A 16,202-nucleotide genomic window follows, 5' to 3' on the forward strand; every position below is an offset into this window, starting at 1 on the left:
TCAAATCAAAACGAGCCATTCTCATGCCCCCAGATCGGGGAAACTGAATCAGAGCGGCCGCGATTCGGGAATCCCGTTTATGAGTTCATGACCTAGAGTCGGGCGTTGGATCGCGCCAGCCACATAGTGGCGCTCGGGAATTCCCCACCGTGGCCGCGTCCCGTCACCTCGCTGTCGTCCTGATCGCTTTCTTCATCCCGTCGGAGGCCCTGTGGATGAATGCCGCCGCGGGAGACCTCGAACGTCGTCGTCCATCATTACGTCCTCCTTCACGCGGTCGGCTGGGGGGCGACCGTGCGGCCGATGGCCCAGAGAAAGGCGGCCATTTCGCGGGCGATCGCCGCAATGACGATGGGCGCCTTCTTGCCGGCCGACGTCATTTGGCGATAGCGCTTGCAAAGCCGGACTAGCGCTTTCCAGGCGATGTCGCGCACGACCTTCGGCAAATTCTCCAGACGCTTTCGGATCGTCTCGGTGACGCGGGCCGGATGGCGGTAGCCCCAGGCGCCTTCGACGAGCGCGCGCCGAGCCCGCCGGTTGCCCGCCAGCGTGAGCCCGCCGCGCTTCACGCTGTCGCCTGTCGAGCGCTCCGACGGAACCGGGCCGAGGAAGCCCATCAATTGGCGCGGATTGCCGTAGCGGCGAACGTCGCCGATTTCGACGGCGAAAATAACCGCGACAATCAAGGAAACCCCGCGTAGAGCCTGATAGGCAGCCACGAACGGCGCCATCGACCAAACCGGGACGAGTTCCTCGATGTGGCTTTCGAATCTGGCGAGACGATCGGTTGCATCGCGCACCGCGTCGACCAGATCCTGGAAGACGATCTGTTGGGCCGGATGATCAAACTTTTGCTCCGCCAGCCACCGCAAGTGGGCTGCGCTCCCCTGCCGCCGGCCTGTAAAGATCCGCCCGTGTCGCAAAAGGAAAGAATGTAACGGCTGACGTTTCTTGCGCAGATCCTCGCTCGCGGCTTCGCGCGCTTGGACGAGGTCTCGCATCGCCTCGTGGACGTCGTCGGGAACCCAAATTCCCGTCAGTTCGCCGGCGCGCAGCAGGCGAGCCAAGGTGATCGCGTCCCGACGGTTCGTTTTTACGCGGTCCCCGGGGCGCATCGGAACGCAGGACGGAGCCACCACTTCGCAAGCATGGCCCATCGCGACGATCTGGCGATACAAGCCATAACCGGTGGAACCGGCTTCGTAGCAAAAGTGCAGCCGCCGGTGCTTCTTTTCAAGCTTACGCACGAATCGTTCGACCGCCGCAGGCGTCGTTTCAATCTCGCCGAAATATCGCACTTCGCCGGTTCGGCCAGATTCCGCGATGGCGACCGCGTGCTTCGCCTTCGACGCATCGATTCCAACATAAGTGGTGCTATCATCGACCATGGTCCGCCCCCTTTGCTGGGGATAGGCTCGGCCTCGCCAAGCAACCCCCGTTTGCTCAGGCGCGCAAAGGTTAAGGGCGGACCACCCGTTCGACCACGGTCATAGCGTCTAGTTATCTCAGATTTGCGTATTTTCAACGCCAGACGGAGCGCGCAGGTTACGGACCGTCGAGCAGCATTGCCGATTAGGTTTGCGCTCCCGTTGGATGCAGCAAGCTGGTCAATAAGCTCCCGGCCTGTTAGACTAGATTATATTTCTGGATAATGATCAACGCGTTTTTCTCGGTGTTGGGAGACGTGCATGTGTTTTGCTTGTAGTCCATTCGCCGGAGCCCTCGCGGACGCCATGTCCCGCCGCGCGCTCCTGAAACAAGCGTTCGCCGGGTTCGCATTGGCCGGGATGGCGGGGGCGACGCGGAGCTTCGTTTGCAGCCCCGTCGAGGCGGCGGTCGAGAGCGTCGACACACTTTTTGTCGGTGGCCCGATCATCACGATCAATGACGCGCAGCCGACCGCCGAGGCGGTGCTCGTTCGTGGCGGGAAAATTGTCGCCGTCGGCGCCCGCGCCGAGGTCGAAAGACAGGCGAACGGCCCTGTCAAAACTGTCGACCTCAAAGGCAAGGCGCTGCTCCCGGGCTTCGTCGATCCGCACGGCCATGTCGTCATGGTCGGGTTGCAGGCGCTGGCGGCCAACCTTTTGCCGGCGCCTGACGGCGAGGGGAACGACATCGCCGCGCTGCAACGCATCCTGCGCGCGTGGGTGGCAAAGAACGGCAAGATCATTGAAAGCTACGGCGTCATCATCGGCTTCGGCTACGACGATTCTCAGCTGAAGGAGCAGCGCCACCCGACCCGCGCAGACCTCGACGCCGTTTCGTCCGACATTCCGATCGTCATCGTCCACCAGTCGGGCCATCTCGGCGTCCTGAACAGCAAGGCGCTGGATCAGGTGGGCGTGACAAAGGACACTTCCAATCCGCCCGGTGGCGCATTCCGCCGCGACGCCGACGGCGCGACCCCGAACGGGGTCTGTGAGGAAGCCGCGTTCTTCGCTGCGATCGGCAAGCTTCTTGGCCGTCTTGACCTGCACGCCTATCTCGAAATGATCAAGGCCGGGGCCGCCTTCTACGCCTCCTTCGGCTACACGACCGTTCAGGAAGGCCGCGCCATGCCCGGCAGCGCGACCATGCTTGCGAAGGCGGGCGAGGCCGGCTTGCTCGACGTCGATGTCGTCGTCTATCCCGACGTCTTTCAGTCGCTGAAGGAGATCGCGCCCTCGCGCGAATACAAGAACCGGGTCCGCGTCGGCGGCGCGAAAGCGACCATTGACGGTTCGCCGCAGGGCAAGACGGCGTTCCTCTCGCAGCCCTATTACAAGCCTCCGGAAGGACAGGGCCCGGACTATCGCGGCTATGCCGCGATCACCAAGGCGCAAATCGTCGACGCCGTGGATCTCGCTTTCGCCAACAACTGGCAGATCCTCACCCACGCCAATGGCGACGCGGCGGTCGACTGGCTGATCGAGGCGGTTGGCGACGCGACCGCGAAGCACGGCCCCGGCGACCGCCGCGCGGTGCTGGTCCACGGCCAGACGGCGAGGCTCGACCAACTGCCGAAGCTCAAGGAACTGGCGATCCTACCGTCCTTCTTTCCAATGCACACCTATTACTGGGGCGACTGGCATCGCAGTTCGGTTCTGGGGCCGGAGCGGGCCGAGCGCATCTCGCCCTGCAACTCGGCGCGAAAACTTGGCATGATCTTCACAAGCCATCACGACGCGCCGGTCGCCAACCCGGACGCGATCCGCGTGCTGTCGGCGACGGTCACGCGCGTGACGCGCTCCGGCTATGTGCTCGGGCCAGAGGAGCGCGTCGACACGCTGACCGCGCTCAAGGCCATGACGATCTGGCCGGCGATTCAATATTTCGAGGAGGCGAGCAAGGGCACGATCGAGCCCGGCAAGCTCGCCGATTTCGTGATCCTGAGCGACAATCCGCTCGCGGTGAAGCCCGAGGCGTTGATCACGCTGAAGGTCGTCGAGACGATCAAGGAGGGAAAGAGCATCTACAGAGCGACCTGAGCGATAGGGGCGGGCTGCGGGACACATTGGTCCAATGGAAGGGGACGGGGATGAGCGTTCGGGCGATACGAAGGTTCACTGCGATCGCGGCGGCGGCGGCCATCGGCGCTTACAGTATGGGGTCAATAACTCACGCGAGCGCGAGCGACGATGCGCGCCGGTTGATCTCCGCGCATGGTCAAACCATCGAAGCCTTCGTCTTTGGCGAGGGACCGGAAACGCTGATCATGGCGGCCGGCAACGGACGGCCGGCGTCGCAATTGACGGATATCGCCAAGGCCATCGCCTCAGCCGGCATTCGCACGGTCGTCTACAACTATCGCGGGATTGGCGCGAGCGGCGGTCCGCTCGACGGCCTGACTCTGGTCGATTACGGCAATGATGTCTGGGCGATCGCCGACGCGCTCGGTGTGCAAAAGGTGCATCTGGCCGGCAAGACCTATGGCAACAGGGTCATGCGCGCCGCGTCCCAGACAAAGCCGGACCGCGTCGCGACGATCATTCTGGTCGGGGCTGGCGGCGAGGTTCAACCCTCGCCGGAAACGACCGCGCTCTACAAGCGGTACACCGACCCCGACGTGCCCAAGTCCGAATGGCTGTCGTTGCAGGCGAAGTTGATGTACGCGCCTGGAAACGAGCACCTTGCTAAGAAGGACGCGGACGAAGGCCAGTTCCCGGCGATTGCAGCCGCTCAGGCCAAGGCCAGCGAGGCGACGCCCAAGGACGCCTGGAGCATGGGCGGAACCGCGCCGATGCTCGCGATCACCTGCCTTCTCGACCGTGTCGCCGTGCCGGAGAACGCCTACAAAATCGCCGAGACTCGCCCGAACACCTGGCTCGCGGGGCTTCCCGGCTGCGGCCATAACATGATCAACGAGCAGCCCGAAGACCTGCGCCGCCTGATCGTCGGTTTCATTCAGGCTCGGTCCGGCGCGACCAAATAGCGGATTGGTCCATCGAGAAGACTTGCCGCTCGTCCAAGACCGCGTCCTGCCGCGGCTGGAAGCGGAACACATCGGTCCAAAGGGGGGCGACGAAGATGAACGTTCGAGCTTTAACTCTCACGGCGACGATCGCCGCACTGCTCACCGTTCCGGCGCTCAGAGCCAGCGCGCAGGACACCAAGCCCGACTGGCGCGAGATGAACGCCTACGCGCTGGGCGTTCAGGCCTATATCTACACGTTTCCGTGGTCTTACATGACCGACCAGCGATGGTTCCGAAGCGCCGATGTCGGCCACCAGGCGAACCAGCTGTTTCATTTTCGTGACCTGAAGGACGCGAGCCATGTGGACGGCGGCTCGCCCAACAACGACACGCTCTATTCCCGCTCCTGGCTGTACCTGAAGGAGGAGCCCATCATCCTCAGCGTGCCAGCCATTTCGGACCGGTACCACTCGGTCGAACTCACCGATTACATGGATGACAATTTCGCCTATGTCGGCACGCGCGCGACCGGCGACGGGGCCGGAACCTTCGCGATCGTGGGGCCGGGCTGGAAGGGCTCGCTGCCGGCGGGCGTGACGGCCTTGCCGTCCGCGTCGACGCCGTGGGCGTTCCTCCAGGTGCGCACCGCCGTCAAGGATGCGTCCGATCTGGACGCGGCGCACGCCATCCAGGATAAGTACAAGCTGACGCCCCTCTCGCAATGGGAGAACCCGGCGGCGCCCCCGCCAAAAAGCGGCGAGATCTGGCGGCCGCTCGACCGGGCCGCCGATCCGCTCAACGAGTGGAGGACGATCAACCGCTCGATGCTCGAAGTCGCGGCCGACCCGCGCGACGCCGATATGCTCCAGTCCTTCGCCCGCATCGGCGTCGGGCCCGGCCTCGACATAGACAAGCTGGACGCCAGCACGAAGCGGGGTCTCGCCCGCGCCGCGGTCGACGGGCGGACAATCATCAACAGCGCCTTCGCCGACGGCTACCGGCAGACCAATGTCAACGGCTGGAACTACCCGCCCCCCGAAACGGGAAGAATGACGCAGACCCGCGACTGGCTCTTGCGTGCGATCCAGCCCGCCGCGGGCTTCAACGCCAACGACCCGATAGAGGCGGTCTATCTCAACGTCTCGGTCGACGGCGAAGGCAAGAAGCTGTCGGGGGCCAATCGCTACGTCATCCATTTCGACAAGGGCGCCGAGCCGAAGGTCAAGGCGTTCTGGTCGCTCACGATGTACAATCTGAAGTACAATCTCGTCGCCAATCCGATCAACCGCTATTCGCTCGGCGACCGCTCGGGCATGAAGCGCGACGCCGACGGCGGCCTCACGATCTACATCCAGAAGGACGCGCCAGGCGCCGACAGGGAGAGCAACTGGCTGCCCGCGCCGGACGGACCGTTCTTCCTCTTCCTTCGCACGTATCTGCCTGGGGACGACATCCTGAACCAGACGTGGCAGCCCCCGAAAATATCGCGCATCGAGTGAGAGAAATGCTCAGGGTCAGGCGGCATGGATCACACCATTCCCCAAGCTTCGCGCGGGGTGGGGGTGGAGTTTTCCAGGAGAAACGGATTCTTTCCGCGACTTTCCGCCAAGATAGATTGACGCAAAATGATCATGGCGCCGGCTGATCTCCAAGTTGTCGCCGCTGGAAATATCACCGTCGCAAAGTCTGGAGCGCGCCGAACTGGCGCTTCCCCGAGCACTTGAAGCGACTTGCTCGTGGAGCTGCGCTTGTCCGATTTCTCGACCCATCGGTTCTCCGACCTGTTTCACATCGCCTCGGAGCGCCTGGCCGGCCGGGAGGAAACGCGGGTCGTCGCAGCCTCCGGCGCAACCCTGTCCGTCAGCTACTTCGTACTGAACGCGGCGGCGACGCTGATCGCCGGTTACGGCCTCCTGGCGAATTCCGAAGCGGTGATCATCGGCGCGATGCTGATCGCAATGCTCTACGGGCCAATCCTTGCGATCGGACTCGCTCTCGCCGAACTCGACGCCTCACTTCTGGCGAGGGCGCTGATCTCCGAGATCGCGGGTGTCGCCTGGGTTCTGGCGATAGGCATCCTCATAGGTCTGGTGCACTGGAAGATTCCGCTGAGCGACCAATTGCTCGCGCGCACGAAGCCAAACCTGCTCGACCTGATGATCGCGCTGGTCGGCGGCGCGGCGGGCGCCTACGCCTCCGCCTCTCCGCGCATCAGCGGCGCAATCGTCGGCGTCGCGATCGCGACCGCCCTTTGTCCGCCGCTCACCGCATGCGGCATCCTTATCGCGCGGGGTTATCCGACGCTTGCGGCCGGCGCCGCGCTTCTCTTTTTTACAAACCTGGTCGCGATAGCCACGGCGGCCATGGCGACGTTTCTCGTCCTCGGCCATCGCGCCAGGCTGGCGAAAAATTCGTCGCTGCTGACGCTCGCGGCCCGTTCCGTTCCTCTCCTGCTTCTTGTGCTGCTTGGCTTCTACCTGATTGACGCCTTGCACCGCAGCGTCGAGGAAGTCTCGCTGCGAAATTCCGTGCTCGCCGCCATTGAAAGCGGATTGAAAAACACGCCGGGCGCGCATGTCGTTGAGGTTCGCCTGGAGAACGAGGACGGGCGGCGGGTGGCTTTCGTCGTCGTTCGGGCGCCAGCGACTTTTACGGCGGAGATGGTGGCGCGCCTTGATGACGAGATTGATCGCGCTGTCGGCCGGAATCTATCCCTGCATCTGCGCACGTTGCTGGTGGAAGAAATGACGCGCGAGGGGCCTGCTTTCCAGACTCGGCGGAGCGAAATCAACATGCTGCGGTAAACGCCGCACTCGGCATGAGGCGCGGGCATCGCCGATGACCCCTGTATTTGGAGGCAAATGATATGTGCGTCATGTGCAATCCGGCCTTTGCCGAAGCGTTCCGCAACTTCACCTTTCCCTCGCGTCGCCAGATGCTGAAATCCACGGCGGCGGCGCCGGCCGGCGTTTTCATCTGCGAGGCGGCCAGCCCTGCGCCCGCGCTGGCTCAGGAGAGTTCATTGCAGGATGTGGCCGGCCGGTTCGATCGGAAAAAACTGCCGCAGGTCACGATCTTTCGCGCGAAGGACATCATCACGCTCGATCCGGACAAGCCGTCCGCCACCGCCGTCGCCGTCCTTGGCGACCGCATCCTGGCGGTCGGCTCCGTTGACGAGCTGGGCCTCGACGAACGCCTTCTGCTTTTGCACGTCGACTTGCGGCCGATCGCCTCAAGCTTGCTGTATTCGAGCCCACGCCGATGCAGAAGAGCGATGAGACCTGACCGGCTTTCATAAACGACATCGAGTTCGCGCGCGCTGTAGGCGCCGACCGCGCGCGTCGAGCGCGGCAATTTCGTTGCGACCCAAGCGATCAACGCTTCTTCCTGCGCCGTTGAAAGACGCGAGGAACTGCCGCCGGCGTCAAAGCGCGTCAGACCTTCAAGACCATCTTCCAGGAACAGCGCGTGCCAGCGCGGGATGGTATCATCATCGAGAAAGAGTGCGGAGGCGCCCCGCGTGTTAGTGGCGGCGCCAATCCGTATTTCCTCGCCGACCTGCTCGCTCAAATCTGAAATGCGATTGCCCTGGGCTTCGCGGCGCCCTGAGTTTTGCCTGGAGCGAGCGGCCGTCCGCGAATCGGTCTATCGAGGAGCCTCTCAAACTGGACCCCTCTCATGCTCCCCTGGATCCTGCTCGACAGCGCCGCACTTCCCGACGGCGGGACGCTGCGGCTCAAGCAGCGCGGCGGCGAGTTTTCGATCATGCTCGGCGACAACGAACTGATGAATTCCCGTCTGTCGGGGTCGGAAGAAGCCCTGTCCAGCCTGACCTGCGCACGGCTCGCCGGCCGCGACGCGCCCAAAATCCTGATCGGCGGCCTGGGCATGGGTTTCACCCTGCGGACGGCGCTCGCCTGTCTGGGCCCGCGGGCGAAGATCGTCGTTGCGGAACTCGTCAGCGAGGTCATCGCTTGGGCGCACGGCCCGATGGCGGAAGTTTTCGCGGGAAGCCTCGCCGATCCGCGCCTGACCCTGAAACAGGCTGATGTGGCGCGCGAGATCGCCGGAAGCGGGCTCTGGGACGCTATCCTGCTCGACGTCGACAATGGCCCGGATGGCCTGACCCTTAAGGCGAATGACGGCCTTTATCGGCCCGAAGGTTTGAGGCGGGCGCGCAAGGCTTTGACGCCGAGGGGCGTTTTGGCCGTCTGGTCGGCGGCTGACGACGCGGCTTTCACGCAACGGTTAAAGGCGGCGGGTTTTGCTGTCGAAGTCGCGCACCCTCGCGCCAGCAGGAACAAGCGCGGCGCCAGCCATACCGTTTGGCTCGCCATCGCTTGAACGCCTGACTTACTCCAACAGTCGCCGGTAGATCGCGGGCAACGCCCTGGAGAGTTTACCGGCTTCGACACAAGCGCGAAACCCGCCGGGCCGAACAGATGCGGCAGGCTGGCGCGCATTTGGCTTTCGATGTCGACGCAGACCACGCCTTGGCCGAGCCTTCGCGCCTCTTGAACCGCATGGCGCGTATCCTCAACGCCGAAGCGGCCCTCGTAATGATCGAGATCGTTGGGCTTGCCGTCGCTTTTGGGAATGATGAACATCACAGCGGCACGCGTAGGAACAGAGTAGTGCCGCTCCTGGGTGCGGACTCGATCTCGATAGTTCCGCGAACCAGAGCGAGGCGCTCCTTCATGCCAATCATGCCGAGCCCCTTCGGTCGCGCATCGGACCCCTCCCGTTGGTCGCTGCAAATGCCTCGTCCGTCGTCCTCGACGATGCAGATCACTTCTTCGCCCCTGAGTTTCAGGATGATTCCGACCTGCTTCGCTTCGGAGTGGCGCACCACGTTCGTTATGGCTTCCTGGACGACGCGATAGATCGCACTTTCGATCTCAGGGGCCAACCGGCGCGGGCCGAGAAACAGGCGTAGGTCGAAGGTCAGCCCGCCGCGCTTTCCCCAGTCCGCCGCGAGCTGGCTGATCGCCGACTCCAGCCCCAGGTCATCAAGCACGGCCGGCCGGATTTCCCAGGCGAGCCGGTGCAATTCGGCGCTCATGTGCCTGGTGACGTCAAGAAGCGCGGCGGCCTCCCCGCGCACCGTGCATTCGATCTCCGAGCAGCGTCTCAGCGAGGCTAGCCCCATTTGCAGAAGGGTCAGGGACTGGCCGATATTGTCGTGCAACTCGCGGGTAATGCGCCGGCGCTCTGCCTCCTGCTCCGTCACCATGGATGCCAGAATTTTCGACAGTTCGGCCTCGGCGAGGGTGCGCCGCTCGGTTTCGAGTTGCAGCCTGTCGATCACCGCCCTGTTTTCGGCGAGGCGGCGCTCCATCTCGATCATGTTGCGCGCCTGTCGCGTGGCGTAGCGCACCGCGCGGTCGAGGGTCACGGCGTCGAACTCGCCCTTGGCGAGATAGTCGTTGGCGCCGATTTCGGTCGCCGCGGCGTCGATCGCGGCATTGCCATAAGCGGTCAGCAGGATGATGGGCTTCATCACGCCGAGTTCGCGCGCCTGGCGGATAAGATCGAGCCCGCTGTCCGGACCGAGTTTGAAATCGATCAGGTAGACGTCGTACGCGTCGCGCTGGAGCGCCGAGAGCCCCTCTGCGGCGCTCTGCGCCCAGTCGAGACGGTAAAGCGGCTTCGGCAATTTTTGCAGCATGCGCCGCAGAGAAAGGAACTCGATCTCCGCGTCGTCGACCAGCAGCGCTCTCACCGTCGCGGCGCTCATGGCGGCGGGGTCTCCACAACCGGCAAGGACGCGGTCGCCATCCAGAACTGCCAAAGCGACGCTATCTTGGCGACATAGTCGGGAATGTTGGCGGGCTTGACCAGATAGGCGTTGATCCCGATCGAATAGGCCTCGGTGATGTGCTTCTGGCTTTCGGAGGTCGATAGGGCGATCACCGGAAAATGCCGCAGGGTTTCATCGCCGCGCATCATGCGGATGACCCTGCGCCCGTCCAGGCGCGGCATATTGAGATCGAGCAGGATCAAGGCCGGCGTCGGCGCGGCGCCTTCCTCCGCGTAGCGTCCCCGCCGGTTCAGGTAGTCGAGCAACTGCTCGCCGTCGCCGACGAAGCGCAGATCGGCCTTGATGCCCGCGCGCGAAAAGACCTCCTCGAGGATGATCTTGTCGTGGATATGATCTTCTGCGACCAGCACGATCGGGGCGGGTGGCTCCCGGTTTGGGCTCATGTCCGGCGATCCCCCCGGTCCGAACCGGGTAGCGGCAGGGTGAAGGCGAAGACGGAGCCCAGGCCGGGCCGGCTTTGCGCGGTGATAACTCCTCCGTGCCTTTGCACGATTTTGCGGCAGATCGCCAGTCCTATGCCCGTTCCCTCATATTCGTCCGGTCCGTGTAGCCGCTGGAAGGGCTCGAAGATCTGCTCGCAATACTTTTCGTCGAAGCCGATGCCGTTGTCCTCGACGACGATCCGCACGCGACTATGCTGTTCGCCAGCGGACGGGGATTTTTCGTGCGAAACGTGGTCAAACGCGCCGCTGATGGCGATCCGGGGCGGGCGCGCCGCGTCGCGGTATTTCACGGCGTTGGAGATCAGGTTCTGCAGCAACTGGCGGATTTGCCCGCCATCGCACAGCACCACGGGCAGCGGCTCCGACGTGACGACGGTCCGGGTGTCGTTCAGCACCGGCTTGAGATCGGCCAGCACCTCGGCCAACACCTCGTCCAGCGCCACCGGCGCGAACGGCCTTGTGTCGCGCCCGACGCGCGAATATTCGGCGAGATCGTTGATCAAGGCCCGCAGGCGCCGCGACGACGCCTCGATGCCGTCCATCATGGCGCTCAGCCGGGACCGCTCCTCGGGCGACAACGAATCCTTGAGCAGGCCGGCGAAGGCTTCGATATGGCGCAGCGGCTCCTTGAGGTCGTGGGCTGCGACATAGGCGAAGGATTCCAGTTCGTCGTTGCTGCGTGAAAGCTCCCGGTTCGCCCGCTCCAGCGCATCGGCGTTGCCGAGGATGACGTCGACGACGAGGTCGCGAATTTCCACCGCCGCCGCCACCTCGTGGCTGCGCCAAGGTTTTGAGCGGCCGCGCACCTCCTCGCGCCACGCGTCGAAGGACGCCCGGGTCTGGAGCCGTCCGCCATGCGGGCCGATCCGCACCGGCTTATGCGGATTGCCGCCCCAGGTCACGGTCTGCGCCTGCTCGGGACGGAACCACAGCATCAGCGTCGAGGACACCCGTCCGAGCGGCACGGCGAGCACGCCGCTGGCCAGATGCGTGTACTGCGCCGCCTCGGCATAGCGGGCCGAGAGATTGTCGGTCTCGAACACGCCGCGCGATTCGTTGCGCGCCAGCCAGGCGACGAGGTCGAGGATTTCCTTGTCCGTCGGCGTGTCGCCGAAGGCGGTGATGCCGTCGAAGCCGCACAGGGCGAAGCCCGACGCGCTCATCAGCGCCAGCATGTCGGCGCCGCGCCGCACCAGCCATTGCTTGAGGTCGCGCTCGTCGCCGAGTTCGTGCAGCATGCGGTTCTGCATGGCGCGGACCTGGACATTGTGGCTGACGATCTCGGCCTCGTCGGCGACGGTGATCTGCCACGTCAGGATCTGGGCAATCAGTTCGCAGGCCTGCCGCACCTCGTAGGAGACGAAGCGTGGCAGGGTATTGTGGCAGGAGATCATGCCCCACAGCTGGCCGTCCCTCACGATCGAGACTGACATGGCGCCATAGACCGCCATGTTGACCATGTATTCGATGTGGACAGGCGACACGCTGCGCAGCACGGCGAAGCTGATGTCGATCGGCCCGCCGGTCACGGGGTTGAAGTCGGGCACGAGCGGCGTCGCGCGATAGCCGATGTCCGGAATGATGCGGATCGGGTTGCTCGTGTAGAGCGCGCGCGCCTGGGCCGGGATGTCGGAGGCCGGAAAGCGGAAGTCGTAAAGCGAGGGAATGCCGTCGACTCGATCTTCGGCGATGACCTGGCCGCTCCAGTCCTTGGCGAAGCGGTAGATCTTCACCCGGTCGAAGCCGGTGAGGCGGCGCACCTCGCGCGCCGCGATGTCGCAGACCGTCTTGAGGTCCGTGGCGTTTTGCAGCCGGCGGATCGCCGCGCGAATGTTGCGGAAGAACTCGGGGTCCTGCACGCCGCAGCGCCGGGGTTCGAGTTCGAGGAAGGTCAAGCCCTGGTGGCGGTGGACGATGCCGTTGAACGGCTGCGGTCCCTCGGTGGTGAGCGCGGCGATCCGCAACGGATTGAAAATGGCGACCTCGGAGTTGGCCAGCACCGCTGCGAGGGCTTCGAGACTCTCGCGCGTCAGCAACGCCGACAGGGGCTCGCGGACTACCGCCTCGGGCGACCGCCCGACCAGCGCCTCGATATTGGCGCTGACCGAAACCGGCCGCAGGTCGGGTTCGACAAAGGCCAGAAGAACGCCGTGGGGTTGGATGGACCCGGGGATGTGAATCGGCTCGCGGTCGCATTCGGTCACGTCGAGCGCGGCGGTGTCCCCGTAGGCGTCCATCAGGTGGGGCGGCGTGGGCGATTTCGAGGGGTTGGTCATGGCTGCGAGCGCTCCGGCGCTTGCGTCCTGGTCTCCGGCGGCGTCGCGAGCGTGAACCAGAAGGTCGATCCTAGGCCTGGCGAGGTCTCGACGCCCACCGCTCCGCCGTGGCGCTGCACAATCTTACGGCAGATCGCCAGCCCGATGCCGCTGCCCTCATAGGCGTCGGGGCCATGAAGCCGCTGGAAGGGCTCAAAAATCTGCCCGGCATATTTCGGATCGAAGCCAATGCCATTGTCGCTGATGCAAATGCGGGTTGCGGCGCCCTGCGCCGCGTCGCTGCGGCGCTCGTCCTCGCCGAGGGTGGCGGTGAAGATGCGGATATGGCAGGGACGGTCGGGATGGCGGTATTTCACCGCGTTGGACAGGAGATTCTGCAGGACCTGCCGCATCTGGTTGTGGTCGCAATGCACGTCGGGCAGCGCGCCGATCTCCACCGTCGCCGCTGTTTCCTCGATGCGCTGGTGCAGGTCGGCGACCACTTCCTCGGCGATCTGCTGCAGCGAGGCCGAGGCCAGGGGCTTGGCCCGCCGCCCGACCTGGGAGAATTCGGCGAGATCCTTGATCAGGTTGCGCAGCCGCCGCGAGGAGCTTTCGATGCCGCCGACCAGATTGCTCAGCCGTTCGTCGCCGAGCGGGCGAATGGATTCGCCCAACATGCCGGCGAACGCCTCGATATGGCGGAGCGGCTCCTTGATGTCGTGGGAGGCGACGTGGGCGAAGGCCTCAAGTTCCTCATTGCTGCGCGCGAGCTGGCTGTTCACGCGCTCGAGCTTTTCGGTGTTGCGCAGGATCACGCCGGTGACGAGATCGCGAATTTCCACGGCCGCCGCGATTTCGTGGCTCTGCCAAGGGATCGCCCGGCCGCGGGTTTCCTCGGTCCATGCGGCGAAGGATTTGCGGGGGCTGAGACGCAGTTCGCCCTCGACATTGGTGACCGGCTTGTCTGGATCGCCCGCCCAGCGAACGGTCTGCGCCACCTCTGGACGGAACCACAGCATCACCCGGCGCGGCGGCGACCGCGACAGCGGCACGGCCAGCACGCCGCTGGCGACGTCCGCATAAGCTGCGGCTTCGGGCAGTAGCGCGGACAGCCGGTCGGTCTGGAACAGTTCCGTCCCCTCGGCGCGCCCCAGGACATTCACGAGGCGTTCGATCGCGGCCTCGGGCGGCGTGGCGCCGAGCGTGGTGACGCCTTCACGGCTGTGCAGGCACAGGCCGGAGGCGCCCATCAGTTCCAGCAGGGCCGCGCTGTTGCGCACCAGCCCGGCGCGATGGTCGTGTAATTGCTCGATGTCGCTGATTAGACTGCGCTGGATAGCCTTGCCCTTCAGGGTCTGGCTCGTGACCGCCTCCTCCTCCATCACGCCAATTTGCCAGGCGAGGACCTGGGCGATCATCTCGGCGGCCTGGCGCGCGTCGGGCCCCGCCTGCCGCGGTTCGCGATTGTGGCAGGCGATCAGCCCCCAGAGACGCTCGCCGCGCATGATCGAAATCGACATGGAGCCGCGCATGCCGATGTTGCGCATGTATTCAAGATGAATCGGTGACACACTGCGCAACACCGACAGGCTAAGGTCGATCGGCTGGCCGTTGAGCGGGTTGAGGTTCGGAACGATGGGCGCCGGGACGTAGTCGATGTCGGGAATAACGCGCAGCGGGTTGAGGCAATAAAGCTTGCGCGCCTGGGCTGGAATGTCGGAGGGGGGGAAGTGCAGCCCCAGAAAGGATTCCACCGCTTGGTCGCGGTCCTCGGCGATCACCTGCCCGCTGAAGTCGTCGGCGAAACGGTAGACCTTGACGCGGTCGAAGCCGGTGATCTTGCGGACTTCCGCCGCCGCCGCCGCGCAGGCGCTCTCCAGGGTTTGCGCGGCCTGCAACCGCTTGATCGCCCCGCTGGTGCGCCCGAAGAAGTCGTGGGCGTCGCTGGCGTCGTGCTCCTGCCTCTCGAGTTCGACGAAGGTCAGACCATCATGGCGGTGGATGGAGCCGACGGATTCGGCGCCGCCAGCGGCGAACCGGACCGGGATGAGCGACCCGACAGTTGCGCCGGTCTCGTCGAGCGCCGCGCGCAGGGCCGCGGCGCTGCAGGGCTCGAACACGTCGGCCAGCGACCTGCCCAGCATGTCGCCCGGCTGGAGCGGGGCGAACTGCGGCAAGTTGGAGCTGACATTGACGACCTCGAAGCGCTCTTCCGTGAAGGCGAACAGCACGCCGTGGGGCTGGACGGCGCCGGGAATGTGGATGGGTTCGCGGTCGCAATTGGTCGGATCGACCTTTTCCGGAGCAGGCCTGTCGTTCATGTCATTCTCGCGGCTGGCGAAAGCGCGGGTTCCCCTGAACCGGCCTTTCACCAGCGTTTGCTTGATCTCGGCCTTTGGACGCTTACTTTACAACGGAGGGGGATCGGGTGGCAACGCTCCGACCAGCAACCAGGAGTAAACCTCGAGAAGGCCGTTGAAAGCTGAAGAGCAGGCATTCCCGAGCCTTTTCCTATCACGCCTTAGAGCCGATCTGACCCGTAGCAGCTTGACCGTGGGCTTCTTGCCGCCGCGCTCAAGGCAGTCGGCTCTTCAACGGCCAGCAGGGCGCGGCGTCGAGCCAGTTCATGTCGCTCTCGGGCGAACTTTCATTAAGTCAGGCTTCGGATTAGACGCGCTCCGCGGAGAAGATCGTTCACGATCTCGCCGCGGCTCGGCGAGGACGGCGGCGCTCCATGCTGCCTCGTATATCTTGCATGAGATTGCCGTCAAAGGGCTGTTCCTGGGGCGCTGTCAGACGGAGCCCGGTCGTTAATCGCCAACAATGAATCCAAGGTGCGGCGCAGATCATCGGGTTCGATTGGCTTGTGCAGCGTGACAAAACCGCTAGCCGAGATCTCGGCGAGGCGTGCAACAACGCTCGCCTGCTCGGTGTCCATCCTAAGGGCTTTGCCCTTGATGAAGCCCACACCCCGCACATCACCATGCTCCAGTGCTTTGTGCGCAAGACGGACTTGCCCAATCTGTATGCCGCCGAGGAAAAGGTGCTCGCCGCCGCCCATGTGAACGCGATGAAGCTGGAGGCGACCAAACTCTACTAGGTTCCGGACTCATAACCAGTAGCTGACGGTCGCGGCGAGGCAGACGGTTGCGAGGTAATTGACGGCGTTTCGCGTCGTATCGCGTGGCCACACGCCGGAAGTCTTTCAGGCGGCAGAACATGCGTTCGATGGCGTTGCGGTTGCGATAGAGGAACGGCGAGAAGCAGTTCTTCCATTTGCGGTTGGC

12 protein-coding genes and 1 pseudogene are annotated in these 16,202 nt (G+C 64.4%); 6 read left to right on the forward strand and 7 right to left on the reverse strand.

Translation table 11 applies throughout. The features are described from left to right. Window positions 1–269: 269 nt before the first annotated feature. Window positions 270–1,388 (reverse strand): IS110 family transposase, encoded by a 1,119-nt coding sequence (locus M2320_RS22570; protein WP_264599230.1) that lies wholly within the window; start codon window positions 1,386–1,388, stop codon window positions 270–272. A gap of 345 nt (window positions 1,389–1,733) precedes the next feature. On the opposite strand from M2320_RS22570, the gene M2320_RS22575 reads away from it, so the two are divergent. The 6 genes from M2320_RS22575 to M2320_RS22600 all read left to right on the forward strand — a co-directional run bounded on the left by M2320_RS22575 (window position 1,734) and on the right by M2320_RS22600 (window position 8,737). Beyond that, window positions 1,734–3,467 carry an amidohydrolase gene (locus M2320_RS22575; protein WP_264599231.1) on the forward strand — a complete coding sequence of 578 codons (1,734 nt, stop codon included), beginning with the start codon at window positions 1,734–1,736 and terminating at the stop codon, window positions 3,465–3,467. 116 nt (window positions 3,468–3,583) lie between these two features. Continuing rightward, window positions 3,584–4,411, forward strand: a complete 828-nt coding sequence (locus M2320_RS22580; protein WP_264599232.1) for an alpha/beta fold hydrolase — start codon at window positions 3,584–3,586, stop codon at window positions 4,409–4,411. A 95-nt stretch (window positions 4,412–4,506) separates the two neighbouring features. Beyond that, window positions 4,507–5,892, forward strand: a complete 1,386-nt coding sequence (locus M2320_RS22585) for a DUF1254 domain-containing protein (RefSeq protein ID WP_264599233.1) — start codon at window positions 4,507–4,509, stop codon at window positions 5,890–5,892. Window positions 5,893–6,141: 249 nt separating this feature from the next. Next, window positions 6,142–7,197: a DUF389 domain-containing protein gene (locus tag M2320_RS22590; RefSeq protein ID WP_264599234.1), complete on the forward strand. Its 1,056-nt coding sequence runs from the start codon at window positions 6,142–6,144 to the stop codon at window positions 7,195–7,197. 131 nt (window positions 7,198–7,328) lie between these two features. Further along, window positions 7,329–7,691, forward strand: coding sequence for a hypothetical protein (locus M2320_RS22595; protein ID WP_264599235.1), 363 nt, complete (start codon window positions 7,329–7,331; stop codon window positions 7,689–7,691). A gap of 380 nt (window positions 7,692–8,071) precedes the next feature. Further along, entirely contained in the window at window positions 8,072–8,737 is a 666-nt protein-coding gene (locus M2320_RS22600; protein WP_264599236.1) for a spermidine synthase, read from the forward strand. A gap of 262 nt (window positions 8,738–8,999) precedes the next feature. Here M2320_RS22600 and M2320_RS22605 read toward each other — a convergent pair whose 3' ends face one another. The 6 genes and pseudogenes from M2320_RS22605 to M2320_RS22630 all read right to left on the reverse strand — a co-directional run. Further along, window positions 9,000–10,130, reverse strand: a complete 1,131-nt coding sequence (locus M2320_RS22605) for a hybrid sensor histidine kinase/response regulator (protein WP_264599237.1) — start codon at window positions 10,128–10,130, stop codon at window positions 9,000–9,002. After that, on the reverse strand, window positions 10,127–10,597 hold the full coding sequence (locus tag M2320_RS22610) for a response regulator (RefSeq protein ID WP_264599238.1): 471 nt from the start codon (window positions 10,595–10,597) through the stop codon (window positions 10,127–10,129). Before M2320_RS22610 ends, M2320_RS22605 begins: the two co-directional genes overlap by 4 nt. Further along, a complete protein-coding gene (locus M2320_RS22615) occupies window positions 10,594–12,933 on the reverse strand; it encodes an ATP-binding protein (protein WP_425540713.1) in 2,340 nt (779 codons plus the stop codon). The genes M2320_RS22610 and M2320_RS22615 overlap by 4 nt, the downstream gene beginning before the upstream one ends. After that, window positions 12,930–15,236 carry an ATP-binding protein gene (locus M2320_RS22620; protein WP_264599239.1) on the reverse strand — a complete coding sequence of 769 codons (2,307 nt, stop codon included), beginning with the start codon at window positions 15,234–15,236 and terminating at the stop codon, window positions 12,930–12,932. The genes M2320_RS22615 and M2320_RS22620 overlap by 4 nt, the downstream gene beginning before the upstream one ends. Before the next feature lie 446 nt (window positions 15,237–15,682). Next, window positions 15,683–15,853, reverse strand: coding sequence for a hypothetical protein (locus M2320_RS22625; RefSeq protein WP_264599240.1), 171 nt, complete (start codon window positions 15,851–15,853; stop codon window positions 15,683–15,685). 171 nt (window positions 15,854–16,024) lie between these two features. After that, window positions 16,025–16,202: pseudogene (locus M2320_RS22630) on the reverse strand (IS5/IS1182 family transposase); the annotation flags it as partial.

Origin of the sequence: Rhodoblastus acidophilus, from assembly GCF_025961575.1 — a bacterium.
In the GTDB taxonomy this organism is placed as follows: Bacteria; Pseudomonadota; Alphaproteobacteria; order Rhizobiales; family Beijerinckiaceae; genus Rhodoblastus; species Rhodoblastus acidophilus_C.